The organism is Streptomyces zaomyceticus (assembly GCF_014656215.1).
Taxonomy (GTDB): domain Bacteria; phylum Actinomycetota; class Actinomycetes; order Streptomycetales; family Streptomycetaceae; genus Streptomyces; species Streptomyces zaomyceticus.
In genome coordinates this window covers 35,192-57,960 of record NZ_BNBZ01000020.1, presented here as the reverse complement: position 1 = coordinate 57,960, position 22,769 = coordinate 35,192, and the positions used below count along the sequence as shown (strand labels likewise).

At 72.8% G+C, this 22,769-nt stretch carries 21 protein-coding genes; 9 read left to right on the top strand and 12 right to left on the bottom strand.

Going from position 1 to position 22,769, the window contains the following annotated elements; genetic code table 11:
• Window positions 1-125: 125 nt before the first annotated feature.
• Entirely contained in the window at window positions 126-509 is a 384-nt protein-coding gene (gene melC1 / locus IE311_RS24250) for an apotyrosinase chaperone MelC1 (protein WP_189833906.1), read from the top strand.
• Window positions 510-531: 22 nt separating this feature from the next.
• Complete coding sequence (gene melC2 / locus IE311_RS24245) at window positions 532-1,359, top strand: tyrosinase MelC2 (RefSeq protein ID WP_189833905.1); 828 nt, start codon at window positions 532-534, stop codon at window positions 1,357-1,359.
• 16 nt (window positions 1,360-1,375) lie between these two features.
• Here melC2 and IE311_RS24240 read toward each other — a convergent pair whose 3' ends face one another.
• The 3 genes from IE311_RS24240 to IE311_RS24230 all read right to left on the bottom strand — a co-directional run bounded on the left by IE311_RS24240 (window position 1,376) and on the right by IE311_RS24230 (window position 8,726).
• The gene (locus IE311_RS24240) at window positions 1,376-3,748 is read right to left on the bottom strand and encodes an ATP-binding cassette domain-containing protein (RefSeq protein WP_189833904.1); all 2,373 of its coding nucleotides are present in this window, start codon (window positions 3,746-3,748) and stop codon (window positions 1,376-1,378) included.
• Window positions 3,749-3,879: 131 nt separating this feature from the next.
• Window positions 3,880-7,266 carry a S8 family peptidase gene (locus IE311_RS24235; RefSeq protein ID WP_189833903.1) on the bottom strand — a complete coding sequence of 1,129 codons (3,387 nt, stop codon included), beginning with the start codon at window positions 7,264-7,266 and terminating at the stop codon, window positions 3,880-3,882.
• Window positions 7,267-7,676: 410 nt separating this feature from the next.
• Window positions 7,677-8,726 carry a helix-turn-helix domain-containing protein gene (locus IE311_RS24230; RefSeq protein WP_189833902.1) on the bottom strand — a complete coding sequence of 350 codons (1,050 nt, stop codon included), beginning with the start codon at window positions 8,724-8,726 and terminating at the stop codon, window positions 7,677-7,679.
• 172 nt (window positions 8,727-8,898) lie between these two features.
• On the opposite strand from IE311_RS24230, the gene IE311_RS24225 reads away from it, so the two are divergent.
• The gene (locus IE311_RS24225; RefSeq protein WP_189833901.1) at window positions 8,899-9,390 is read left to right on the top strand and encodes a phosphatase domain-containing protein; all 492 of its coding nucleotides are present in this window, start codon (window positions 8,899-8,901) and stop codon (window positions 9,388-9,390) included.
• A gap of 12 nt (window positions 9,391-9,402) precedes the next feature.
• On the opposite strand, the gene IE311_RS24220 is transcribed toward IE311_RS24225, so the two are convergent.
• On the bottom strand, window positions 9,403-9,618 hold the full coding sequence (locus tag IE311_RS24220; RefSeq protein ID WP_189833900.1) for a dodecin: 216 nt from the start codon (window positions 9,616-9,618) through the stop codon (window positions 9,403-9,405).
• Between IE311_RS24220 and IE311_RS24215 the strand changes: the two genes are divergently transcribed.
• The 4 genes from IE311_RS24215 (at window position 9,617) to IE311_RS24200 (ending at window position 13,328) form a co-directional block, all read left to right on the top strand.
• Window positions 9,617-9,823 (top strand): hypothetical protein, encoded by a 207-nt coding sequence (locus tag IE311_RS24215; RefSeq protein WP_189833899.1) that lies wholly within the window; start codon window positions 9,617-9,619, stop codon window positions 9,821-9,823. The two genes, IE311_RS24220 and IE311_RS24215, sit on opposite strands and share 2 nt — an antisense overlap.
• A 254-nt stretch (window positions 9,824-10,077) precedes the next feature.
• On the top strand, window positions 10,078-11,328 hold the full coding sequence (locus IE311_RS24210) for an extracellular solute-binding protein (RefSeq protein ID WP_189833898.1): 1,251 nt from the start codon (window positions 10,078-10,080) through the stop codon (window positions 11,326-11,328).
• A 138-nt stretch (window positions 11,329-11,466) separates the two neighbouring features.
• Window positions 11,467-12,327 (top strand): GNAT family N-acetyltransferase, encoded by an 861-nt coding sequence (locus IE311_RS24205; RefSeq protein ID WP_189833897.1) that lies wholly within the window; start codon window positions 11,467-11,469, stop codon window positions 12,325-12,327.
• Window positions 12,324-13,328, top strand: coding sequence for a lysophospholipid acyltransferase family protein (locus IE311_RS24200; RefSeq protein WP_229902116.1), 1,005 nt, complete (start codon window positions 12,324-12,326; stop codon window positions 13,326-13,328). Before IE311_RS24205 ends, IE311_RS24200 begins: the two co-directional genes overlap by 4 nt.
• Here IE311_RS24200 and egtD read toward each other — a convergent pair.
• The 4 genes from egtD to egtA are packed head-to-tail and all read right to left on the bottom strand — an operon-like array spanning window position 13,223 to window position 17,524.
• Complete coding sequence (gene egtD, locus IE311_RS24195) at window positions 13,223-14,188, bottom strand: L-histidine N(alpha)-methyltransferase (protein ID WP_189833896.1); 966 nt, start codon at window positions 14,186-14,188, stop codon at window positions 13,223-13,225. The two genes, IE311_RS24200 and egtD, sit on opposite strands and share 106 nt — an antisense overlap.
• Complete coding sequence (gene egtC, locus IE311_RS24190; protein WP_189833895.1) at window positions 14,185-14,937, bottom strand: ergothioneine biosynthesis protein EgtC; 753 nt, start codon at window positions 14,935-14,937, stop codon at window positions 14,185-14,187. The genes egtD and egtC overlap by 4 nt, the downstream gene beginning before the upstream one ends.
• Window positions 14,937-16,268, bottom strand: coding sequence for an ergothioneine biosynthesis protein EgtB (gene egtB, locus IE311_RS24185; protein WP_189833894.1), 1,332 nt, complete (start codon window positions 16,266-16,268; stop codon window positions 14,937-14,939). The genes egtC and egtB overlap by 1 nt, the downstream gene beginning before the upstream one ends.
• Complete coding sequence (gene egtA, locus IE311_RS24180) at window positions 16,265-17,524, bottom strand: ergothioneine biosynthesis glutamate--cysteine ligase EgtA (protein ID WP_189833893.1); 1,260 nt, start codon at window positions 17,522-17,524, stop codon at window positions 16,265-16,267. Before egtA ends, egtB begins: the two co-directional genes overlap by 4 nt.
• A 265-nt stretch (window positions 17,525-17,789) precedes the next feature.
• Here egtA and IE311_RS24175 point away from each other — a divergent pair, with 265 nt between their 5' ends.
• Together IE311_RS24175 and IE311_RS24170 are read left to right on the top strand one after the other, a co-directional pair.
• Window positions 17,790-18,620, top strand: a complete 831-nt coding sequence (locus IE311_RS24175; RefSeq protein WP_189833892.1) for a TIGR02452 family protein — start codon at window positions 17,790-17,792, stop codon at window positions 18,618-18,620.
• A gap of 77 nt (window positions 18,621-18,697) precedes the next feature.
• Window positions 18,698-18,868 (top strand): hypothetical protein, encoded by a 171-nt coding sequence (locus tag IE311_RS24170; protein ID WP_189833891.1) that lies wholly within the window; start codon window positions 18,698-18,700, stop codon window positions 18,866-18,868.
• A gap of 245 nt (window positions 18,869-19,113) precedes the next feature.
• On the opposite strand, the gene IE311_RS24165 is transcribed toward IE311_RS24170, so the two are convergent.
• The 4 genes from IE311_RS24165 to IE311_RS24150 form a co-directional block, all read right to left on the bottom strand.
• On the bottom strand, window positions 19,114-20,529 hold the full coding sequence (locus tag IE311_RS24165; protein WP_189833890.1) for a flotillin family protein: 1,416 nt from the start codon (window positions 20,527-20,529) through the stop codon (window positions 19,114-19,116).
• A gap of 83 nt (window positions 20,530-20,612) precedes the next feature.
• Window positions 20,613-20,843 carry a hypothetical protein gene (locus IE311_RS24160; protein WP_189833889.1) on the bottom strand — a complete coding sequence of 77 codons (231 nt, stop codon included), beginning with the start codon at window positions 20,841-20,843 and terminating at the stop codon, window positions 20,613-20,615.
• Window positions 20,844-20,857: 14 nt separating this feature from the next.
• Complete coding sequence (locus tag IE311_RS24155) at window positions 20,858-21,565, bottom strand: alpha/beta fold hydrolase (RefSeq protein WP_189833888.1); 708 nt, start codon at window positions 21,563-21,565, stop codon at window positions 20,858-20,860.
• 42 nt (window positions 21,566-21,607) lie between these two features.
• The gene (locus IE311_RS24150) at window positions 21,608-22,750 is read right to left on the bottom strand and encodes an MFS transporter (RefSeq protein ID WP_229902115.1); all 1,143 of its coding nucleotides are present in this window, start codon (window positions 22,748-22,750) and stop codon (window positions 21,608-21,610) included.
• Window positions 22,751-22,769: the final 19 nt, after the last annotated feature.

Below are 22,769 nucleotides of genomic sequence, written 5' to 3'. Positions count from 1 at the left end.
AGTTGTCCACTTCGCGGCCAACCGGCCGTCGGCGATTTCCGCCGCGCCCGAACCCCCGGGTACTGATGGGTGCTGCCGGGGGCATATGACCAAACCCCCGGTCGCACAGACCATTTGGGGGTTCCATGTCCAACATCACCCGCCGCCGGGCTCTCGGCGTCGCGGCCGGCGCCGCGGGCGCCGCCGCAGGCATCGCCCTGGCCGGCTCCGCCGTCGCCGACGCTCCCCGCCCCGCCGTTCCCGCGGCCGGCCCGACGTCCTTCGACGAGGTCTACCAGGGCCGCCGCATCAAGGGCGGGCCCGCACACGGCGGCCACCACGGGGGGCACCACGGAGGCGGCTACTCCGTGACCATCGACGGCGAGGAACTGCACGTCATGCAGAACGCCGACGGCACCTGGATCAGCGTCATCAACCACTACGAGCCCGTCGCCACGCCCAAGGCACTCGCCCGCGCGGCCGTCCGCGAACTCCAGGGCGCCCCGCTCGTACCCCTCACCCTCAGCTGATCGTTCCAGGAGCCGCACCACCATGACCGTACGCAAGAACCAGGCCGCCCTCACCGCCGACGAGAAGCGACGCTTCATCAACGCCCTGCTGGAGCTCAAGCGCTCCGGGCGGTACGACACCTTCGTCACCACCCACAACGCCTTCATCATGAGCGACACCGACAACGGCGACCGCGTCGGCCACCGCTCGCCGTCGTTCCTGCCCTGGCACCGACGCTTCCTCATAGAGTTCGAGCAGGCCCTGCAGTCCGTCGACGCGACCGTCGCCCTCCCCTACTGGGACTGGACGGCCGACCGCACCTCCCGCTCCTCGCTCTGGGCCCCCGACTTCCTCGGCGGCACCGGGCGCGCCCGCGACGGCCAGGTGCTCGACGGCGCGTTCGCCCGCAGCGGCAACCGCTGGACGATCACCGTCCGCGTCGACGGCCGCGACTACCTCCGGCGCGACCTCGGAGCGGGCGGCCGCCAGCTCCCCACCCGCGCCGAGGTGGACTCCGTGCTCGCCATGGAGACCTACGACACGGCCCCGTGGAACAGCTCGTCGGACGGCTTCCGCAACCACCTGGAGGGATGGCGCGGCGTCAACCTCCACAACCGCGTCCACGTCTGGGTCGGCGGCCAGATGGGCACCGGAGTCTCCCCGAACGACCCCGTGTTCTGGATGCACCACGCCTTCATCGACAAGCTGTGGGCCGACTGGCAGGCCCGCCACCCCCGGTCCCCGTACCTGCCGGCGGCGGGCACGGCGAACGTCGTCGACCTCCGCGACACCATGCGCCCGTGGAACGACGTGACCCCGGCCGACATGCTCGACCACACGCCGCACTACACCTTCGACACCGCGGCCTGACCCCGCCGGACGGACCTCAGCTCCGTCCGGTGATCCCCAGGGACCGGGCCAGATACGGCGCGGTGCGGCTCTCCGCCGCCCGCGCCACCCGGTCCGGGGGCCCCTCGGCCACGATCCGGCCCCCCTCGTCACCGCCACCGGGCCCGAGGTCGACGACCCAGTCGGCGGTGGCGACGACGTCCATGTCGTGCTCGACGACGATCACCGAATGACCGGCGTCCACGAGACCGTGGAGCTGGCGCATCAGCACCTCGACATCCGCGGGGTGCAGACCCGTGGTCGGCTCGTCGAGCACGTACACCGTGGGGGAGCGGTGCGGCCGCTGGAGCTCGGAGGCGAGCTTGATCCGCTGCGCCTCGCCGCCCGACAGCTCCGTGGCCGGCTGGCCGAGCGTCGGATACCCGAGGCCCACGTCGAGCAGGGTGCGCAGACTCCGGGCCGCGGCGGGGACGTCGTCGAAGAAGGCGGCGGCCGACTCGACCGTCAGACCGAGGACCTCGGCGATGGTGAGGCCCCGCAGCCGCACCTGGAGGGTCTCCGGGTTGTAGCGCGCGCCGTGGCAGTCGGGGCAGGGCGCGTACGTACTGGGCAGGAAGAGGAGCTCGACGGAGACGAATCCCTCGCCCTGGCAGGTCTCGCAGCGCCCGCCGGGGACGTTGAAGGAGAAGCGGCCGGCCTTGTAGCCGCGTGCCCGCGCCTCCTCGGTCTCCGTGAACAGTCTGCGCACGACGTCGAACAGGCCCGTGTACGTGGCCAGGTTGGAGCGCGGGGTCCGGCCGATCGGCCGCTGATCCACCGTCACCAGACGCCCCACCCCCGAGAGTTCCTCGGTGAGCGCGCCGACGAGCGTCGACTTCCCGGAGCCGGAGACACCGGTGACGGCCGTCAGCACCCCTACCGGGAAGGCCGCGTCGACCGCCCGCAGATTGTGCCGGGTGACCGGCCCCGTCCGCAGCCAGCCGGCCGGTGGACGGACCTCCCGCGCGGGCGCGGGCGGCCGGTCGAAGAGGAAGCGGCGGGTCGCCGACTCCTCGACGTCCGCCAGTCCGCTCGGCGGGCCGCTGTGCAGCACCCGCCCGCCGTGCACCCCGGCGCGCGGGCCGACGTCCACGAGCCAGTCGGCGTGCCGGACGACGTCCAGGTGGTGCTCGACGACGAAGACGGAGTTCCCCGCGGCCTTGAGCCGGTCGAGGACCACGAGCAGGGCCTCCGTGTCGGCCGGGTGCAGCCCGGCGGACGGCTCGTCGAGGACGTACACCACACCGAAGAGCCCCGAGCGCAGCTGTGTGGCGAGCCGCAGCCGCTGGAGCTCGCCGTTGGAGAGGCTGGGGGTGGAGCGGTCCGGACTGAGGTAGCCCAGGCCGAGTTCGGTCACGGTCGCGATCCGGGCCACCAGATCCTCGGTGAGGACGCGTGCGGTCTCCTCGTCCTCCGGCGCCGTCTCCCTCGCCGCTGTGGACAGGAGCCCGGACAGTGCCGTCAGCGGCAGCGAGGCGAGCTCGGCGATGGTCCGGCCTCCGAAGGTCACCGCGAGGGCCTCGGGCCGCAGCCGCCCTCCGCCGCACACCGGGCAGGGCGCGCTGGTGAGGAAGCGCTCGGCCTTCGCGCGCAGCGACGTGCTCTTCGAGTCGGAGAACGTACGCAGGACATGACGACGGGCACTCATGTACGTGCCCTGGTAGGGGCGTTGGATACGGTCGGCGTCCCGCACCGGATGAACGGTGACGACGGGCTGCTCGTCCGTGAAGAGGATCCACTCCCGGTCCTTCGCGGCGAGCTCGCGCCACGGCCGGTCGACGTCGTATCCGAGCGCGTCGAGGATGTCCCGCAGGTTCTTCCCCTGCCAGGCGCCCGGCCAGGCGGCGATCGCGCCCTGACGGATGGACAGGCCGGCGTCCGGGACGAGGAGTTCCTCGTTCGTCTCGTGGATCCTGCCGAGGCCGTGACACGAAGGGCAGGCGCCCGCGGCGGTGTTGGGGGAGAAGGCGTCGGAGTCGAGCCGCTCGGCGCCCGCCGGGTAACGGCCGGCCCGTGAGAACAGCATCCGGAGGGAGTTGGAGAGGGTGGTGACCGTGCCCACCGAGGAGCGGGCGTTCGGCGAGGACCTGCGCTGTTCCAGGGAGACCGCAGGCGGGAGTCCCGTGATCTCGCCTACCGAGGGTGCCCCCACCTGGTGGATCAGCCGCCGCGCGTACGGGGCGACCGACTCGAAGTAGCGGCGCTGGGCCTCCGCGTAGATCGTGCCGAAGGCCAGGGACGACTTGCCGGAGCCGGAGACACCCGTGAACACGACGAGCGCGTCCCGGGGGATGTCGACGTCCACCCCGGCGAGGTTGTGCTCACGGGCGCCGCGGACTCGGACGTACGGATCATGGACTCTGTCGTGCATGCGGTGATTTTAGCCTTTCGTCCGCCACCGTCCCGATCGCGTGGTCGCCCCTAGACGGCCGTCATCGGGACGGCGGCGGACGGCCGTCCGGGCGGCCGCCCTGTCGGCGGCCGCCCGGACGGGTCGTGGAACTACCGGACGTCGTAGGCGCGGGTGATGGTCTGAGTGACCGCGTTGCCGTGGGCGTCGGTGAGGACGGCCTTCGTCATGACCTGCGCTCCGGTGGCGCCGGTGTGGTCGAGGACGGCCGTCCACCTGCCGTCCGTCTGCCGGGTCGGCGCCTCGGTCCAGGTGGCGCCGCCGTCGTACGAGTAGGACAGCGTGGCCGCCGTGATCGTGCCGGGGGCGTACCCGGCGTGGCCCTCGGCCGACAGACCGACCTCGATCCCGCTCCGGGCGGGCAGCGTGTTCATGCCGTCCACCGGCAGGTCGTAGACCGGGGTGAGCATCGGCAGACCGCGGGAGTAGACCTCCGGCTCCCGGTGGGAGCGGAAGCTCCACGTGGTGGTGGCGGCGGTGGAGCGCAGCCAGTTCCGGTCCGCGGACGGGATCTTGTTCAGGATCTGGGTGAGTTCGTACGCGGAGTCCTCGTCCGGCACCTTGAACACGCCGTACGGATCGACCCTCGTGGCGATCTGCTCGCCGTTGCGCTTCAGCACCAGCTTGCCGAGGTCGCCGAACGATCCCCCGTAGGTCCAGTGGTCACCGGAGCCGTCGAGCCAGAGCGCGTTCTGGAAGCCGATGAGGTCGCCCTGCCGCTCGGCAGCCAGCATGAGCCCGCCGTCGGCGTCGCGCGGCGCGGCCGGCCGCAGCGGGCCGCCGTACCACTCCTCCGAACTCCGTTGGCCGGGCCGGTAGGTGCGCTCCTGGTCGCCCATGAAGGCGGCGAACGGGAAGCTGGTCATCGCGCCGTGGTACCAGGCGTCGTCGCCGGCCGTGTAGTAGGCCGTGCGGGTGGTGGGCGCGTGGACCTTGCCCATCGGGGTGACCGGAAGGTAGGCGCTGTCACCGCCGCCGGGGCGGATGAACAGGGCGTCGACGTAGTCGCTCTCCTTGCCCATGGCCTTCCACGTCTCGGTGACCCGGGCCAGCCCAGAGTGCTCGGGCCGGTAGACCTGGTCGGAGTGCAGCGGACCCGCGGTCGGGTACGACAGGTTGTAGACGTACGGCGAGCCGCCCTCGGAGCCCGACGCGCGCCAGGTGGACCGGAACTCGAAGGTGCCCTTCCGGGCGCGTCCCTCGACGTCCGCGTAGATCCGGAGGGTGGGGGCCGCCAGGAGCGATCCGGAGGCGAGCCAGGTCTCGTCCCAGGTGCGGGTGTAACTGAACGTGGCGCTGTCCAGCGTCGTGGGGCGCTCGGTCCGCAGGCTCAGCCGGTGGGCCTCGCGGGCGTCCAGGACGACCGTGGTGTCACGGGTGATCCGGAGCTGAGGCCGCGCGAGGTAGCTGATGGACTCGGCCGCGTTCCCCGTGCCGTACGACGTCACGAAACTGCTCAGGGCGTAGTCGCCCGGACGCACGCCGAACGTCTGGTCGCTCGCGCCCGCGTTGACACGGCGCTCGCCCTCGTCGATGTCGAGCTTGACCAGGTCCAGCGACGAGGGGCCGGACGCGGGCTTCCCGTTGCGGTCGACGAGCTTGACCCGGAGCGTGACCGTCTCGGGCTGGACGTAGAGGGTGAAGGGCACGGAGACGTGCGCACCACCGCCGGTGGCCAGGATCCGGCCGGTGACCGCGCCGTACTGGGAGTCCTTCAGACGGGCCGTGGGATCGATCCGCAGCGGCACCTGGACGGTGGCCCCCGCGGGGACCGTCACCCTGCCCCGGGCCGGCTCGGCGATGCCGGAGCGGACCTCGCTGCCGTCGTTGCCGCGCACCCCGTCGACCTTCAGGTTCAGGGTGAGGTCGCGGTCACCGGTGTTGGTGAAGGGCACCTGCACGGTGGTGCGGTCCGAGGCGTCCTGCGGCCAGTTGTAGCTGCCGGCCCGGACGGAGGGAGCGGAGAGCACCTTCTGGTTCACCGCGCCGAGCACGTCGAGCACTCCGGCGCCGGTCTCGTCGGCGCCGGCGATCCTCCCGCCGGTGCGGGCGGAGGAGACCAGGGCGGCCTTGATCTGCTGCGCGGTCCAGTCGGGGTGGGCCTGGCGGAGGACGGCCGCCGCGCCCGCGACGTGCGGGGTGGCCATGGAGGTGCCGGACATCGCGCGGTAGGCGTAGACGCCCCTGCCGCCCGCGGCGGCCGCCGAGATGTCGACCCCGGGGGCGGCGATCTCGGGCTTGAGGAGGTGGGTGGCGGCCACCGGACCGCGGCTGGAGAACCCCGCCGTGGTGTCGTCGCGGTCGACGGCGCCCACGGTCAGCGCCTCGGGCACGCAGCCGGGCGAGGAGACGGTCCCGGTACCCGGACCCGAGTTGCCGGCGGCGACGACGAACAGCGAGTGGCTGCTCCGTGCGAGCTGTTGCGCGGCCTGCGCCACCGGGTCCGTGCAGTCACGTGCCGAGGCGTTGCCCAGGCTCATGGACACCACGTCGGCCCGCTGGTCGACGGCCCACTGCATACCGGCGATGACCCAGGAGTCCTGGCCGTGGCCGGAGTCGTTGAGGACCTTGCCGACGAGCAGGGAGGTGCCGGGGGCGACGCCCTTCATACGGCCGTCGCTCGCCGCTCCGGACCCGCCGACGGTGGAGGCGGTGTGGGTGCCGTGGCCCTGCCGGTCGCCGGTGCTCGTGGAGTCCGTGAAGTTCTCGGACGCGGAGATCCGGCTCGCCAGGTCCGGGTGCTCGGCGTCCGCACCCGTGTCGAGGACGGCGACCTTGGTGCCCTTGCCGTCGTATCCGGCCGCCCATGCCTCGGGAGCGCGTACCTGGGCGGTGGACCGGTCCAGCGTGGCCTCCACCCTGCCGTCCAGCCACAGCTTCTTCAGCGTGGAGGCGGAACGCGAGCGGGGGTCGGTGATGTCCTGCCAGAAGGTCGCGGCGGTGTCCTTGCCCGCTTTGAGCGCCACGCCGTCCACCGCCGGGAGGCTCAGCCCGCGCTCGGCTCCGCGCGGAGCCGCCGGAGCGCTGTCGCGGACGTTCACCCCGGGCAGGTAGGTGGCGATGAGCGGCAGCGCGTCGGTGTGCGCGTCGTCGTAACCCTGGCGGATGAGCCCGGTGACGTTGAACAGCTGCTCGTCGACCGTGCCGTCGGCGATCGCCTCGGTGGCGCCCTCCGGGTAGACGTAGAGGTCCTTGCCCGTCTGACGGGTCTGGACGGTCGGCTGCGTGCCGTCCTCACGGGGCAGGACCGCCGCCGAGCTGCGACCGGACGGGTCCGTGGTCACCAGGATCCTGTCGCCGGTGACGAGGGTGACCGTCACCTGCTTGCCGCCGGTCGCGGCGGACCCGCTGCCGACGACGGGCCTCTTGCCCGAGGCACCGTCAGGCGGGGTGTCCGCCGCAACGGACGGTGCGACCGTGGTGACGGCCAGGACGGCGGCGGTTGCCGCGCCCAGGGCTGTACGCGTGATGGAGCGCATGAATCTCCCACTCGAAACCGTGAACATGTCGGGTGCAGCTGCAGCCTGGCAGGTACACGGATCGCCGAGTGAGGCTTGAGGTGACGGGTTCCCCGCATGGCGGTTACCCGACACGGCTCGTATCCGGAATGCCTTGTACGGGGGGAGATTCGGGCCGCGCGGGTGAGGTGAGCCGCTGCCCGGACACGGGCGCCGCCGCCCGTCGGCCGGTCGTGGGCCCGGTCGTGGCGGCGGTCGTGGGGGCGGTCGGATCAAGACCACGACGTGCTGCCCCGGCCCGCTCCGGGGCATGCCGGCGGCGCGCGCCCGCCGGCCCGGACTCCGTTCGGGGCGGACGGCTCGCCCATGTCAGGACCCCGTTCGGGGCGGCCGCCTCGCCCACGCCCGGACCCCGTCGGTCGACGAGGAGGTCAGAGCCAGCCCGCGCGTGCGGCGTGCCATCCGAGTTGCAGGCGGGAGTCCGCTCCGGCGAGGTCCATCAGCCGGCGGGTGCGTCGCTCCACGGTGCGGATCGAGAGGCCGAGCTGGGTGGCCACCCGCCGGTCGGAGATCCCCGCCAGCAGCAGCGCGAGGACCTCCAGCTCCCCCTCGGTCGGACGGTCCTCGGCAGCCGGCTCCGCGCGCAACCCCGTGGAGGTGTCGAACAGCGGCCGGGCCTGGTCCCATTCCCGCTCGAAGAGGTGGACCAGGGCCGTCAGCAGACCGCTGCGGTGCACCACGATGGCGCTCGGCTCACCGTCGGAGTCCGCCATGTCCAGCGGCACCATGGCGCGTTCCCGGTCCGACACCATCATCTTCAGCGGCAGGTCCTCGGCCAGGCGAATCTCCAGGCCCGCCGAGATGGCCGCCCGTACCTCCCGTCCCACTCCGGGACCGTCGAGGTAGTCCTTGGCGGCCACGACCCGGAAGTCGACTCCCCGGTCCAGCGCGGAACTCTCCGAGACGTCGGCGTCCTCGCGGGCCACCGCGATCGGCTCCCCGATCAGGAACACGAGCAACTCCCGCTGCGCTCCGCGCTGCAGCTGGTGGAACCGGTGCGCGACCTGCTCCACTCCGACGACGACCTCCACGACGCTGCCCGCGGGATGCGCGGCGGTGCTGCGGTACTGCTCGGTCAGGATCGAGAACGCGGCCTCGGCCCGGTGAAGCGCGTTGCGCTGCTCGACGAGGAGCGGGGCCAGGGCCACGGAGGGCGGGGTGAGCCGGTAACGGGCGGGTGCCCGGTCGGCCCCTCTGTCGGGGGAGTCGGACGTCCCGGCCCCGGCGGGCGGGATCCCGTCCCCGGCCTCGGCGGCGATCGCGACCAGGCCACGGGCCGACAGATCGGCGAGGACGCGGGTGACGTCGGGACTCTCGAGGCCGGTCTGGCGTACGAGGTCGTGCGCGGAGGCGGTCGGGCGGGTCAGCAGTGCGGTGTAGACGGCCTCTTCGGGCAGACTCAGCCCCAACGCCTGCAGCATCCAGGTCCCTCCCGGCCGGCCGCCGTGTCCGTCCTTCGCGCGGCTCGTGAGGACCGAGCGCGTCCGTCTCGGCGGCACCCTATCCCAAGGCTCGGACGCCCAGGCGTGGTCGTCGGGTCGCCGGGCGTCGGGAACGGGCGGGGATGTCCGAGGCGGCTCCTAGGCTGAGCCCGTGACAGCCGACAACAACCGGCCTCTGGCCGTCTTCGACCTCGACAACACGCTCGCCGCGACCGCGCACCGCCAGCACTTCCTGGAGCGGCGCCCCAAGGACTGGGACGCCTTTTTCGCCGCGGCGCCCGACGATCCGCCGCTGGACGAGGGGATCGCGCTGTGCCGCGAGGCGGCCGAGGAGTGCGACATCGTCTATCTCACCGGGCGGCCGGAGCGCTGCCGCCGGGCCACCCTGGAATGGCTGTCGGCGCAGGGGCTTCCGGAGGGGCCGGTCCACATGCGCCGCAACCGGGACTTCCGGCCGGCCAGGGTGACCAAGGTGGAGACCCTGCGGCGGCTCGGCGCCGACCGCGCGATCAGGATGCTCGTCGACGACGACCTGCTGGTCTGCGACGCGGCGGAGGCGGCCGGATTCCACGTCGTACGCGCCCTGTGGGCGACCCCGTCGCAGGAGCTGAGGGACGCCCAGGAGAAGGAGGGCCGGACCTGAGCGGAGGCGGGGTCAGGCCTCGTCCTCCAGACGGAAGCCGACCTTCAGGCCGACCTGGTAGTGCTCGATGGCGCCGTCGACGATATGGCCGCGGACCTGTGTCACCTCGAACCAGTCGAGGCCCCTCAGTGTCTGCGAGGCGCGGTTGATGCCGTTGCGGATGGCCTCGTCGACGCCCTCGGTGGACGTGCCGACGATCTCGGTGACGCGGTAGGTGTGATTCGACATGGGGGCCGAACTCCTCTCGGTGCGGTCCCTCCACGGTGCCCCAGGCCGCGTCGGTCCGCGACACGACGACGGCCGGGTGGCCGATGCCCCGGTCGCGGCGGCGGTCGCCCTGCCGGCCGTCGGCGGAGCCGCCGCGACGGCCGGGGTGGAAGCCGTCGCGGCGGTCGCCGTGGAGCCGCCGAGGCAGTCGCCGTGGAGCCGCTGAGGAAGGCGCCGTGGAAGTCGGCCGGGAAATCGCCGAATCGGCCGACCAAAAGCGACCGACGGGTAGTTACCGTTGGTAACGGAACAGATGGTGCGTCCGGGGCGTGGAACGGGATGGTCAAGGACTTGACCATCCCGTTGGTCCAGACCAGAATCCAGGCCACATACCCGCGCGAACACCCCGTTCGGTCCCCCCATGTCGGGTCAGCCCCCCATGCCGCACGACCCTGTGCTGAACCGCAGAAGGTGACCTACGTGAAGAACCGCCATCTCGTCTGCCCCCTGGCAGCCGCCACCGCGCTCGCCCTCGCCGGCTGCGGGATGCTGCCGGGCGCGGGCGGCGGAACGAAGACCGTCAACATCTGGCTCATGCGGGACAGCGCCAGCGAGGACTTCATCAACCGCTTCACCGAGGCCTACGAGGACGAGCACGACGGCGTCGACCTCAAGGTCACCATCCAGGAGTGGACGGGCATCGGAAAGAAGGTCACCGAGGCGATCCAGGGCTCCGGCGGACCCGACGTCATCGAGGTCGGCAACACCCAGGTCGCCCAGTACGCCGACACAGAGAAGCTCTACGACCTCACCCTGGAGTCCGTCCGCGACCTCGGCAGCGACGACTGGCTGCCCGGTCTCGCCGAGCCCGGCAGCATCGGCGGATCCCAGTACGGCATCCCCTGGTACGCGGCGAACCGCATCGTCATCTACAACAAGGACCTGTTCTCGGACGCGGGCATCGACAAGCCGCCGGCCACCCGCACCGAGTGGCTCGCCGACACCGAGAAGCTCAACAGCAACGGATCCCAGGGCATCTACCTCGCCGGGCAGGACTGGTACACCCTCGCGGGCTTCATCTGGGACGAGGGCGGCGAACTCGCCACCGACAAGGGCGGCGAGTGGACCGGCGCGCTCGACAGCCCGGCGGCCCAGCGGGGCATGGCCTACTACAAGGCGCTCCAGTCCCTCGGCTCCGGACCGAAGGACGCCGACGAGCAGAATCCGCCGCAGGCCGACGTCTTCGCCAAGGGCGACGTGGCCCAGCTCATCGCCACGCCCAGCGCCGTCGCCGCGATCCTCAAGACCAACCCGGGACTCAAGGACAAGCTCGGCTACTTCCCAATACCCGGCGCCGAGGCGGGCCGGCCCTGCGCCGTCTTCACCGGCGGCTCCGACCTGATCATCCCGGAGAACGCGCCCCAGCGCGGTGCCGCCCTCGAGGTCGTCAAGGCGCTCGCCGGCGAGAAGTGGCAGTCCGAACTCGCCCGCGCCATGGGCTACGTGCCCAACAAGAAGGGCCTCGCCTCCGTCGTCGCCGGCCAGGAGGCCACCGCCGTCATGGCCAAGGGCGCCGCGCGCGGCCGGGCCACCCCCAACTCCCCGCAGTGGGCGAACGTCGAGGGCGACAACCCCATCAAGCCCTACATGACCGCCGTCCTCCAGGGCGAGGATCCGCTGAAGGCCGCCAAGCGGGCCTCGACCGAGATCACCGACACCCTCGCCGAATAGCATTCAGCGCCTCCACACCCGCGAGCCGCCGGACGGTCATGTCGAATCCAGCCGGTCACGGAAGAAGTAAGGAGCCGGGCCACCGCTCACACGGCCCGGCGCCGACCCTTCCCCTTCCGTACGCCGGAGGAACCCGACATGGCCGCCGCACCGACCCCCACGCTCGCCGTCTCCGCCCAGCCGCTCGCCGTTCCCACCCAGCCCCTGACCGTCCCCGCCCGGGCGGACGCCGAGCCGCTCGCGCCGCAGACGCCCGGCGAGGAGCCCTCGCCCCGGTACGTCGTCGGTCTCGCCCGGCACCAGGAGGACGTCCGCGCCGCCCAGCGGCTGCGCCACCAGGTGTTCGCGGGCGAGTTCGGCGCCCGGCTCGACGGCCCGGAGCCCGGCCTGGACACCGACGCCTTCGACGCGTACTGCGACCACCTCCTCGTACGGGAGGAGACCACCGGCGAGGTCGTCGGCACCTACCGCATCCTGCCGCCCGACCGGGCCGCCGTCGCCGGGCGCCTCTACTCCGAGAGCGAGTTCGACCTCACCCGGCTCGCCCCGATCCGGCACGACCTGGTGGAGGTCGGCCGTTCCTGCGTCCACCCCGCCCACCGCAACGGCGCCGTCATCGCCCTCATCTGGGCCGGTCTCGCCCGCTACATGACGGACACCGGCCACAACTGGCTCGCCGGGTGCTGCTCCCTCCCGCTCGCCGACGGCGGCACCCTCGCCGCCGCCGCCTGGGACACCGTCAGGAGCAGGCACCTGGCCCCGGAGGAGTACTGGGTCACCCCGCACAGGCTCTGGAACGCCGAGGGCGTCGCCCGCCCGGAGGGCCGCACCGAGCTCCCGCCGCTGCTGCGCGGCTACCTCCGGCTCGGCGCCTGGGTCTGCGGCGCTCCGGCGTACGACCCGGACTTCGGCGTCGCCGACGTCTACGTCCTGCTCTCGCTGCGCCGGATCAACCCGCGCTACCTCAACCACTTCCTCTCGCTCGCCCCGGCACGGTGAACGGGACCACGGCCCTCTCGCCGTGGCTCCCCACGGCGCCCTGCACCTCGGGCCACTGCGCCGCCCATCCCGAGACCGCCCCTCCCGCGACCACCCGTCTCAAGGCCGCCCGTCCCGAGACCGCCCGTCCCGAGTCCGCCCGCCCCGGGCTGGGTCTTGCCGTCGGGAGAGCCCACCGTCCCCACGGACACGGGGCGGCCGACCGGGTCGGGAGCGTCCGGGCCGCGGCCCGGCTGACCGCCGGACTCTGCGCCCTCCTCCTCGGCATCCTGCTCGCGCCGGCCGCCGGACTCCTCCCGGCCGCCGGCCGCCTCGCGCTCGTCCGCCACTGGCTGCGCGCGGTGGTCCGCGCCTTCGGCGTCCACGTCCGGTACGAGGGAGCGCCCGCCCCGTCCGGCGGCCCGCTCCTCGTGGTCGCCAACCATGTCTCCTGGCTCGACATACCGCTGATCGCGGCGGCGCTGCCCGGCAGGGCGGTCGCCAAGTCGGAGGTGCGCCGCTGGCCCGTCCTCGGCACGCTCGCCGCGCTCGGCGGCACCCTCTTCATCGACCGGGACGGGCTCAGGGCCCTGCCGGGCACCGTGCACGCCATGGCCGGGGTCCTCGCGGACGGCGGCCGGGTGATCGTCTTTCCCGAGGGATCCACCTGGTGCGGACGGGCCCGGGGGCGCTTCCGGCCGGCCGCTTTCCAGGCGGCCCTGGACGCCGGAAGCGCCGTACAGCCGGTACGGATCGCGTACCGGCCCACCGACGCCGCCGCGTACGTCGGGGACGATCCGCTCGGCTCCTCACTGTGGCGGGTCGTCTCCACCCGTCGGCTCACCGCCGTCGTCCGGCTCGCGGAACCGCTGCCCGCCGCCCGGTACCCGGACCGGCGGGCCCTGGCGGCCGCCGCTCAGCGGGCCGTCGCCAGCGACAGCGCGAACCTGCCCTCGCTGTCGGTCCACCAGCGGTCCAGGTCGAGGCCCGCCTCCGCGAGCTCGGCCCGGACACCCGCCTGACGGAACTTCGCGGACACCTCCGTCCGCATCTCCTCGCCCGCCGTGAACTGCACCAGGAGGTCCAGCTCGGGGATCTTCACGGTGAGCGCGCGGCGGGCCCGCAGCCGCATCTCGATCCATTCCCGATCGGGGTCCCACACCGCCACGTGGTCGAAGGCGTCCGGGTCGAAGTCCGCGCTCAGCTCCCGGTCGATCACGGACAGGACGTTCTTGTTGAAGGCGGCCGTCACCCCCGCCGCGTCGTCGTAGGCGGTCACGAGCGTCTCCTCGTCCTTCACCAGGTCCGTGCCCAGCAGCAGGGCGTCACCAGGGGTGAGCATCGCCCGCACCGAACGGAGGAAGGTCCGCCGCTCGCCGGGCAGAAGGTTGCCGATCGTGCCGCCGAGGAACGCCACCAGGCGCGGTCCCGGTGTCCCGGGCAGCGCCAGCCCCCGGGTGAAGTCGGCGATCAGGGCGTGCACCCGCAGCTCGGGCCGCTCGGCGAGCAGCGACTCGGCCGCACCGGTCAGCGCGGACTCGCTCACGTCGACGGGCACATAGCTGTCCAGACCGGGCAGCAGCGCGTCGATCAGGAACCGGGTCTTCTCGGAGGAGCCGGAGCCCAGCTCCACCAGGGTCCTGGCCCCGGTGGCGGCGGCGATCTCCGGGGCCCGCTCCTTGAGGATCTCCCGCTCGGCCCGCGTCGGGTAGTACTCGGGCAGCCGGGTGATCTCCTCGAAGAGCTCACTGCCCCGGGCGTCGTAGAACCATTTCGGCGGCAGCTCCTTGGGGGAGCGGGTCAGCCCGTGGAGGACGTCGGCGCGCAGGTCGGCGCCGGCGGCGTCGGGGGCGAGGGTGCGGGTCAGCTGGAACGGGCTCACGCGGAGGGCTCCTTGAGCGGGGTGAGGGTGACATCGGCGCGGGTGGCGGTCACGAGCGTGTGCTCGGGGACCTCCCGCCAGCGCGGATCGTCGTCGTACGGTTCGGAGGCCACGACCACCCGGTCGGGGGCCTTCAGACACCAGAGGCTGTTCTCCCAGGCGGTCGCCGCGATCCGCGTGCCGTCGGTGAGCAGCAGGTTCAGCCCGGCGCCGGGGGCCGCCGCGGCGGCCTCCCGCACCGTGTCGGCCAGGGCCGGACCCGGCGCGTCGCCGGACCGCAACCGGTGCAGGACCAGCGCCCAGAGCAGCGCCGAGTCGGTGCGGGCCTCCATCCGGAGGAGTTCGCCGGCCGTCAGGGTTCCGGCGAGCGGCTCCAGGGAGTCGGGCCAGCCCGGGACGGCGCCGTTGTGGCTGAAGAGCCAGGGCCCGGCGGCGAACGGCGCCGCCGCCGCCTCCCCGTCGGCGCCCGGCAGCGTCGCGCCGCGGACGGCGGCGAGCAGCGCCCCGGAGCGCACCACCCGCGCCAGGTCGGCGAAGGACAGGTCGCCCCAGATGGGGCCCGGGCGCCGGTACCGCGCGGGCACCGGATCGTCCTCGGCGTACCAGCCCACCCCGAAGCCGTCGGCGTTCACCACACCGCTGCTCTGGGTGCGGGGCTCCCAGGACTGGCGCAGCAGGGCGTGCTCCGGCCGGACGATCAGCTCGCCGAGAGCCACCGGTGCGCCCAGGTAGGCGATATGACGGCACATCAGTCGAGCTCCGCGTTCCGGGCGGTGCGGAAGCCGGAGAAGATCTGGCGGCGCACCGGCAGGTCCCAGTTGCGGAAGGTGCCCCGGCAGGCGACCCGGTCCACCGCGAACGAACCGCCCCGGAGCACCTTGTGCTCCGGACCGAAGAACACCTCCGAGTACTCCTTGTAGGGGAAGGCGGTGAACCCCGGGTACGGCAGGAAGTCGCTCGCCGTCCACTCCCACACGTCACCGATCAACTGCCGTACCCCGAGCGGCGAAGCACCCTCCGGATAGCTGCCCGCCGCCGCGGGCCGCAGATGACGCTGCCCGAGATTGGCGTGCTCGGGGCCCGGGTCGGCGTCGCCCCACGGATAGCGGCGCGAACGCCCCGAGACGGGGTCGTACCGCGCGGCCTTCTCCCACTCGGCCTCGGTCGGCAGTCGGCGTCCCGCCCAGCGCGCGTAGGCGTCCGCCTCGTACCAGCTGACGTGCATGACCGGTTCGTCCTCGGGTACCGGCTCCGTCACCCCGAACCGGCGGCGCAGCCACTGCGTGCCGTCCCCGCGCCAGAACAGGGGTGCCGCGATGCCGTGCTCCCGGATCTGTGCCCAGCCCTCCGGCCGCCACCAGCGCCGCTCCGTGTACCCGCCGTCGGCGATGAACGCCAGGTAGGCGCCGTTGGTGACGGGAGTGGTGTCGATGTGGAAGGAGGGTACGACCCTGGGGTGCGCCGGCCGCTCGTTGTCGAGGGCCCAGGGCTCGTCCGAGGTCCCCATGGTGAACGGACCGCCCGGGACGAGGACTTCGGCGGGCAGTGGGCCGCCGCGCGGGGCCGGGGGCGGGGGAGCGGTCAGGGCGACCGGCCCCTTCCGCAGCTGATGGGTGATCAGCATCGTCTCGTCGTGCTGCTGTTCGTGCTGGGCGATCATGCCGAACGCGAAGGCGGCGTCGAGGAGAGGCCGCCCCTCGAAGGGGGTGCGCTCCAGCACGTCGAGGACCCGGAGCCGCACGTCCGCCGCGTAGGCGCGGGCCTCCCCGGGTGCGAGGAGCGGCAGCGACGGACGGGTGGCGCGCGGGTGCTCGAAGGCGTCGTAGAGGGAGTCGATCTCGGGCCGCAGTGCCTCCCGGCCCGCGACGGCCCGCCACAGCCACTGCTCCTCCTGGTTGCCGATGTGCGCCAGGTCCCAGACCAGCGGAGACATCAAGGGGGAGTGCTGGGCGGTGAGTTCCCCGTCGTCGACACAGGAGGTGAGCAGCGCCGTACGGTCCCGCGCGACGGTCAGCGCCTCCAGGGCCCGCCGGCGCAGGGCCTCCGGATCGGTCCGAGGTCCTGTCTCCGTCGTCGTCATGACGCCACCGCCTCGAAGTCGTCGGCCGGGCAGTTCCCGGGAACCACGTACCGCTCCTGGAATGCGGCGACCGCCCGCCGCACCTCCTCGCTCGCCCCGATCCGGGGCAGTGCCTCCAGCGCGGTGGCGAACACCGTGCGCGCCGCCGCGTGCAGTTCGGGGTCGGCGAGTCCGTCGCGGGCCGCCGACAGCCACAGCGGATTACGGGGAGCCGGGCCGTCACCCGCCCGCTCCGCGAGCGGCTTCACCGCCCGGTACACGGTCTCCGCCGCCTCCGGGTCGTCGAACACCGCCGTCGTCACCGCCACCGGAACCATCCACCCGTCCGTCCCCGGCTGCGCGTCGACCATCCGCAGCTCCAGATGACCGCGCGGCCGCACCGGAGGGAACAACGTCGTCATGTGATAGCGCAGGTCGTCGACGTCCGCGGGCCGGGGCAGGCCGGTACGCAGCCACTCGCGGAAGGTCAGCCCCTCCGGTACGGCCCAGGGGCCCTCGTCGGCCCGTACGCACATCACCGGTGTGTCCAGGACGTGCGCCGCCCACTCCGCGCGCGGCTCACCGTCCGGCGACGGCGCGAGCGCCCGCCGGGGATCGAGGTCCGTCCACAGCGACTGCCGTGTCGAGCGCCAGCCGGTGGGACGGCCGCCGTGCAGCGGCGAGTTGGCGAAGGCGGCCACGAGCACGGCGCCCAGCAGATGCGCGAGCCGCCATCTCCGGTGGTAGCCGAGCGGGCCGGGTTCCTCCAGGCCGGCGTCGAGACAGATCTGGACCGAGGCCGATTCGCACATCATCGCCCGTCCCGCCGGGCCCGTACGGTCGAGGGCGGTCTCCATCGCGTCGTACCGGGGCTCGTGGAGCACCCGGCCGCGCGGCGCGTGCCAGGGATCCACCCCGTAGCCGCTGAGGGTGAGGCCGAGCGGCCCGAGCGCCGACCGTACCGCCCGCAGATCGGCGGCGAGGGAGTCGAGACATTCCATGAGCGAACCGGCCGGGCGCGAGCTGAGCTCCAGCTGCCCGCCGGGTTCGAACGTCAGGGAGGACACCAGCGGCAGGGACCGCACGGTGTCGAGGGCCGCCGCGAGCCTTGGCGGCCGTACGGGGAGCCGAGGGTCACGCAGCTCGTGGACGAGCCACTCCAGCTCCACCCCCACGGTCCGGGGCGGGCCGGTCTTGAAGCAGATACATCGCAGCAGGTCCTCCGCCTCCGTCTCGCTGAGTGGGCGGCCGCCACGCGGTATGCCGCTCGACGACATCCGTGCACCTCCTGGTCATCGGGCCGGTCGTCCGGGACCGGGCCCCGGAGAGTCGTTGCTTCCACCTAAAGCCACCACCGGGCGGCGTGCAAGAGCGCCCCGGACCGGCCGAACGCGCCCCCTGTGCCCCCGCCCGGCCGAAATTGCCCGGTCACGCGGCGTCCCCGGAAGACCGTCGTACGGTCCCGGGAAGTCCGGGGACGTCCCGGTCCGGCCCCGGGAAATCCTGTTGTCCCGGCCGGGTCGAAACGATCATCCTGAGGTCATGAGTGCACGACTGCGCGCGATCGCGCGGCAGACCGAGGAGATCGTCGCCGCGGGCCACTACCGGGCCCCGGACGGCCGGACCGTCTCCCTCGCCGAGGACCTGACCGTGGCCCTGGCCGAAACCCGTCTCCACGGACCCGAACCGGTCCCGGTCACGCCCGACACCCACCGCACCCCCACCCTCGACGTCACCGGCGAGAGCAGCCTGGTCGCCGCCCGCCGGATGACCACCGCCGACGCCACCCGCCCGGTCGCCGTCCTGAACTTCGCCTCCGCCCGCAACCCCGGCGGCGGCTACCTCAACGGCGCCCAGGCCCAGGAGGAGGCGCTCTGCAGATCCTCCGCCCTCCACGCCACCCTGCTCCGCGCTCCCGACTACTACGCCCACCACCGCGAGGAACGGGACGCCTTCTACACCGACCGGGTCATCCACTCGCCCCGGGTGCCGGTCTTCCGTGACGACAGGGGAGCCCTTCTCGACGAGCCCTTCACCGTCGGCTTCCTCACCTCCCCGGCCCCCAACGCGGGCGTCGTCCGCCGCCGCACTCCCGCACTCGCCGGCCGGCTGCCCACCGCCCTCGCGTCCCGCGCGGAGCGGGTCCTGGAGACGGCGGCCGCGACCGGATACCGCCGGCTGGTGCTCGGCGCCTGGGGCTGCGGGGTCTTCCAGAACGACCCGGAGCAGGTCGCGGGTGCGTTCAGGGCGCTGCTCACCGGAGACGGCCGCTTCGCCGGCCACTTCGAGGAGATCGTCTTCGCCGTGCTCGACCGGGCCTCGGGCGCGCCGACGCTGGCCGCCTTCACGCGGGTCGTGGGGGCAGCCGCCTGACATGCGGCTTTCGCGCCCCCGTGCCAGGCTGAGGGGATACGGACCACAGTCCGACACCCGTCACGGGAGGCACGATCGTGGGCAAGAAACAGACCCGGACCAACCGGGGAGCCCGTACCGGCGGCCATGAGCACCGTACCGATGCGGCCGCGAAGGAACAGACCGCGGCGGTTCCGAAGAGGGACAGCACGATGCCGCTCGTCGAGCACGCGTCGCACCGCAAGGAACGGAAGTTCGGCCACAACTGAGGCGCCGGGGCCGAGGCGTCCAAACCGAGGCGCCACGACTGCGGCGCCTCGTTCGCCGCATCATGGCACCACGGCCAGGCAAGCACGGCCAGATAAGCACGGCCCAGCGAGCACGGCCGACGCGCGCAGCCGAGCACAGAGCGAGGCGGGGAGCCGACGGGGTGCGGGACAGGGGCCCGGTGGCACGACGCCACCGGGCCCCGCCCCTGTGCGACACGGGTCGCCCCGTACGACAGCCCGGCGCGCTACTTCTCGTCGCCGACCGTGATCTCGACGCTCTCCTCCGACGCCCGCGGCGCCGGCGGAACCGCCACGCCCATCCGCTCCTGAGCGGCCGGGTTCATCGTGGAGAGCAACTGCCGGGCCAGGCCGAGTCCGGTGCCGCCCATGGTCAGCGCCTTGGCGAACACGTCCGCCATGCCGTCGGCGCCGTTGAGCAGCACCATCTGGTCCACGTTCCCGAACGCCGACGCACCCGCGGAGACGATCTCCGGCCACTTCTCGGCCAGTTGCTGGGCGACCACGGCCTCCTGGTTCTCGGCGAGCGCCGCCGCACGGGCCTTGATCGCCTCGGCCTCCGCCAGACCCTTCGCCCGTGTCGCCTCCGCGACCGCGAGGCCCCTGGCGTGCTGCGCCGCCGCCTCGGCCTCACCGGTGAGCCGGGTCGCCGTGGCCTCGGCCGCGCTCGCCAGCTCGGTCTCCTTCGCATCGGCCTCGGCCGCAGAGATACGGGCGTCACGCTCGGCCGCGGCCAGCGTCCGGGTCTCGTACGCCATCGCGTCCGCAGGCTTGCGGACCTCCGCCTGGAGCTGCTGCTCCTTGCGGTGTCCCTCCAGCTCGGCGACCCGGGTCTCCTGGACGACGACCTCCTGGCGCGAGGCCGCCTCGGCCAGCGGACCGGCCTGCCTGGCCTTCGCGGAGGCCTGGTCCCGCTCGGCCTGGTATCCCGCCTGGAGGATCTCGCTGTCGCGGGTCGCCTCCGACATGCGTGCCGCGGCCTGCTGTTCGGCCTCGGTCGCCCGCCGGTTCGCCTCGGCCTGCGCGATCCGCGCGTCCCGCTGGACGGCGGCCGCGTGCGGGGCGGCCAGGTTCTTGATGTACCCGGTCGGGTCCTCGATCTCGTGGATCTGCAGGGAGTCGACGATCAGGCCGAGTTTCTCCATCTCCGTGCCACAGGCCGAACGGGCCTGCCCGGTCAGCTTCTCCCGGTCACGGATCATGTCCTCCACGGTCAACCCGCCGACGATGGCGCGGAGATGGCCGGCGAAGACGATGTGCACCCGCTCGCTCATCAGCTTCTGCTGGTCGAGGAAGCGGCGTGCGGCGTTGGCGATCGACACGAAGTCGTCACCGACCTTGAAGATCACCACGCCGCGGACCTTGAGCGGAATGCCCTGGTGGGTGACGCACTCGACGGACAGCTGGGTCTCGTTGAGATCGAGCGAGAGCTTGCGCACCGCCTGGACCCCGGGCAGCACGAGCGTGCCGCGACCGGTGACGATCCGGAACCCCATACCCGCGCCGAGGCCCTCGTTCTTGTGGTTGGAACCGGAGATGATCAGCGCCTCGTTGGGTTCCGCGACGCGCCACATCATTTTGAACACAGCGATGAGAACGGCGAAGGCGCCGACGACGACGCCCGCAAGGATGCCGATGCCCATGGACAAGGTCCCCCTTCACCGGAGCCGGTGCGGATCCGGTGAAGGGAGTGTGCGCCCGTGCGGGCCGCGGCTCAACGGTTGCGTCAACTGTCGTACGCGGCTGTGACATAGACGGTGCGTGGAGGGAGATGTTCCATGACCATCACGACCGTTCCGACATCGATCCGCTCCTTCGGGGAGGCCGGATGGGCGAGGAAGTGCTCGGCACCGCCCCGGATCCGGACGATCACCTCACCGACGAGACCGGGCCCGATCGTGCCGGTCACGCGGCCGAGCAGTCCCACCATCGAGGAGTCCATCGACGCGTCGTCCATGGCTGAACGGTACGTCAGATCCAGTCGTCCAGGGCGGACATGAACCCGTCGAAGTCGTCCCGGTGGACGGTGTGCCCCGCCTTCGCCACCGTACGGACCGTGAACCCGCGATCCTCCAGCATCGCGGCGTCCTCGGGCCACACCAGCGAGCTCGGATCGGCCCGCACCACCAGGGAGGGAACGGCGGCCCGGGCGGGCCACAGATCGGCCCCCACGAAGTCCTCGAGACCGTGGGCGGAGCGCGCGTCCCATACCCCCACCGACGCCATCTCGGTGTCGAGGTCCTCGTCCGACCAGTCCGGGTTGAATCCGCGGACCTGCTCCCGGGTCATGGTCGCGCCCCGGACGAAGGCCGCCGCCCGGTAGCCGGCCGGCCCCGACCGCAGGTGCCAGGCGGGGTCGGAGTAGACCGCGCGGACCGGCTTCAGCCGCTCCAGGGCGAGGGCCAGGACCAGCCCGCCGAGCGAGTGCCCGACGGCCAGCTCCGCGCCGGCCGGGAGGGTTTCGACGAGATCGTCGGCGTAGTCCTCCGGCCGGTAGCCCTCCGGGCCCGCGGCACGTCCGCTGGCCCCGTGCCCCCGCAGGTCCACCGCGACCACCCGGTAGCCACGTTCCGAGAGCGCCGGTCCGACCCGCCGCCAGGTGCGGTGGTCGGCCATGAGGCCGTGGACGAGCAGGGCGATCCGGTCACCGGATCCCCAGGTGGTGGTGTGCAGGCGCACGGTGCCGCCTTTCCGACGGTGCTCTGCGGGCGCCGACCGGGGTCAGCGCACGCTGCGGATGGGGCGCACGGCGAGTGCGCCGAGCACCGACAGTACGGCGGCGATCAAGAACAGTGCCGTGTATCCGCCACTCAGCGAGACGACCAGCGAGGCCACGAAGGGGGCGACGATCTGCGGACCCGCGTTGGCGACGTTGAGGACACCCATGTCACGGGCCGCGTCCCCGGCCGTCGGCAGCACCATGGTCACCAGGGCGGTGTCGACGGCCATGTAGCAGCCGAAGCCGAGGCCGTTGACGGCGGAGAAGGCGAGCATCGCCGTCCAGCTCGTCGAGAAGGCCGGGACGAGGAGCGCGACGGCGGCGAGCGCCGCCGAGGCACCCACGAAGAGCTTGCGCCGGTCGTAGCGGTCCGACAGCCAGCCGCCGAGCACGGTGGAGACCACCATGGCGACCGCGTTGAGCGGCATCAGGATCGCCACGGCCTCCTCGGGGCTCAGCCCGGCGGGCAGTTCGGTGTGGTCCTTGAGGATGTACAGCTGGAATCCGGCCACCGCGAAGTAGCCGAGGACCAGCAGGGCGCGGCCGATGAAGGCCCAGCGGAAGTCGTGCTCCTTGAGGGCGCTGCCGAAGGCCGCGAGCTGCTGCCCGACCGGCAGCGGGGCCTTGGCGGGCATGCGCTGTTCGCGGGCGCAGGCCGAGAACAGCACGGCGGTGGCGGCGATTATCGCGCCGAAGACCAGATAGCCGGTGCGGTAGTCCTCGGAGAAGGCGGCGCCGACGAGGGCGCCGATCGTCGAGCCGACGGGGAGACCGAGGCCGACGGCGGCCGAGGCCTTGCCCCGGGCGGCCACGGGGACCCGGTCGGGCACCACGGAGGTCAGGGCCGCCTGGTAGACGTTCATGACGGCCTGGCCCAGACACCAGGCGATGGTCACGAGCAGGATCGTGTGCACGCTGCCGAGGAGCAGCATCACCGGGACGGTGAGCAGTCCGCCCGCGAGGATCCACGGGTTGCGCCGGCCCGAGCGGTCCGAGAGGGCGCCCGCGACCGGGTTGAAGACGGTGGCGAAGACCGCGGATATCCCGGAGACGAGGCCGAAGGCGGCGACCTTGTCGGCGGGGGAGATGTCCTCGATCTGGAGGGCGAGGAGCATGCCGGGAACGCCGACGTACAAGGCGTACATGGCGGTGTTCCCGGCGAGG

Excerpts from the sequence above, each read along its gene's own strand:
- melC1 (WP_189833906.1), top strand. The coding sequence starts at position 126 with ATGTCCAACATCACCCGCCGCCGGGCTCTCGGCGTCGCGGCCGGCGCC.
- melC2 (WP_189833905.1), top strand. The coding sequence starts at position 532 with ATGACCGTACGCAAGAACCAGGCCGCCCTCACCGCCGACGAGAAGCGA.
- IE311_RS24240 (WP_189833904.1), bottom strand. The coding sequence starts at position 3,748 with ATGCACGACAGAGTCCATGATCCGTACGTCCGAGTCCGCGGCGCCCGT.
- IE311_RS24235 (WP_189833903.1), bottom strand. The coding sequence starts at position 7,266 with ATGCGCTCCATCACGCGTACAGCCCTGGGCGCGGCAACCGCCGCCGTC.
- IE311_RS24230 (WP_189833902.1), bottom strand. The coding sequence starts at position 8,726 with ATGCTGCAGGCGTTGGGGCTGAGTCTGCCCGAAGAGGCCGTCTACACC.
- IE311_RS24215 (WP_189833899.1), top strand. The coding sequence starts at position 9,617 with ATGGGGGCCGAACTCCTCTCGGTGCGGTCCCTCCACGGTGCCCCAGGC.
- IE311_RS24220 (WP_189833900.1), bottom strand. The coding sequence starts at position 9,618 with ATGTCGAATCACACCTACCGCGTCACCGAGATCGTCGGCACGTCCACC.
- IE311_RS24205 (WP_189833897.1), top strand. The coding sequence starts at position 11,467 with ATGGCCGCCGCACCGACCCCCACGCTCGCCGTCTCCGCCCAGCCGCTC.
- egtC (WP_189833895.1), bottom strand. The coding sequence starts at position 14,937 with ATGTGCCGTCATATCGCCTACCTGGGCGCACCGGTGGCTCTCGGCGAG.
- egtB (WP_189833894.1), bottom strand. The coding sequence starts at position 16,268 with ATGACGACGACGGAGACAGGACCTCGGACCGATCCGGAGGCCCTGCGC.
- egtA (WP_189833893.1), bottom strand. The coding sequence starts at position 17,524 with ATGTCGTCGAGCGGCATACCGCGTGGCGGCCGCCCACTCAGCGAGACG.
- IE311_RS24175 (WP_189833892.1), top strand. The coding sequence starts at position 17,790 with ATGAGTGCACGACTGCGCGCGATCGCGCGGCAGACCGAGGAGATCGTC.
- IE311_RS24165 (WP_189833890.1), bottom strand. The coding sequence starts at position 20,529 with ATGGGCATCGGCATCCTTGCGGGCGTCGTCGTCGGCGCCTTCGCCGTT.
- IE311_RS24160 (WP_189833889.1), bottom strand. The coding sequence starts at position 20,843 with ATGGACGACGCGTCGATGGACTCCTCGATGGTGGGACTGCTCGGCCGC.
- IE311_RS24150 (WP_229902115.1), bottom strand. The coding sequence starts at position 22,750 with ATGTACGCCTTGTACGTCGGCGTTCCCGGCATGCTCCTCGCCCTCCAG.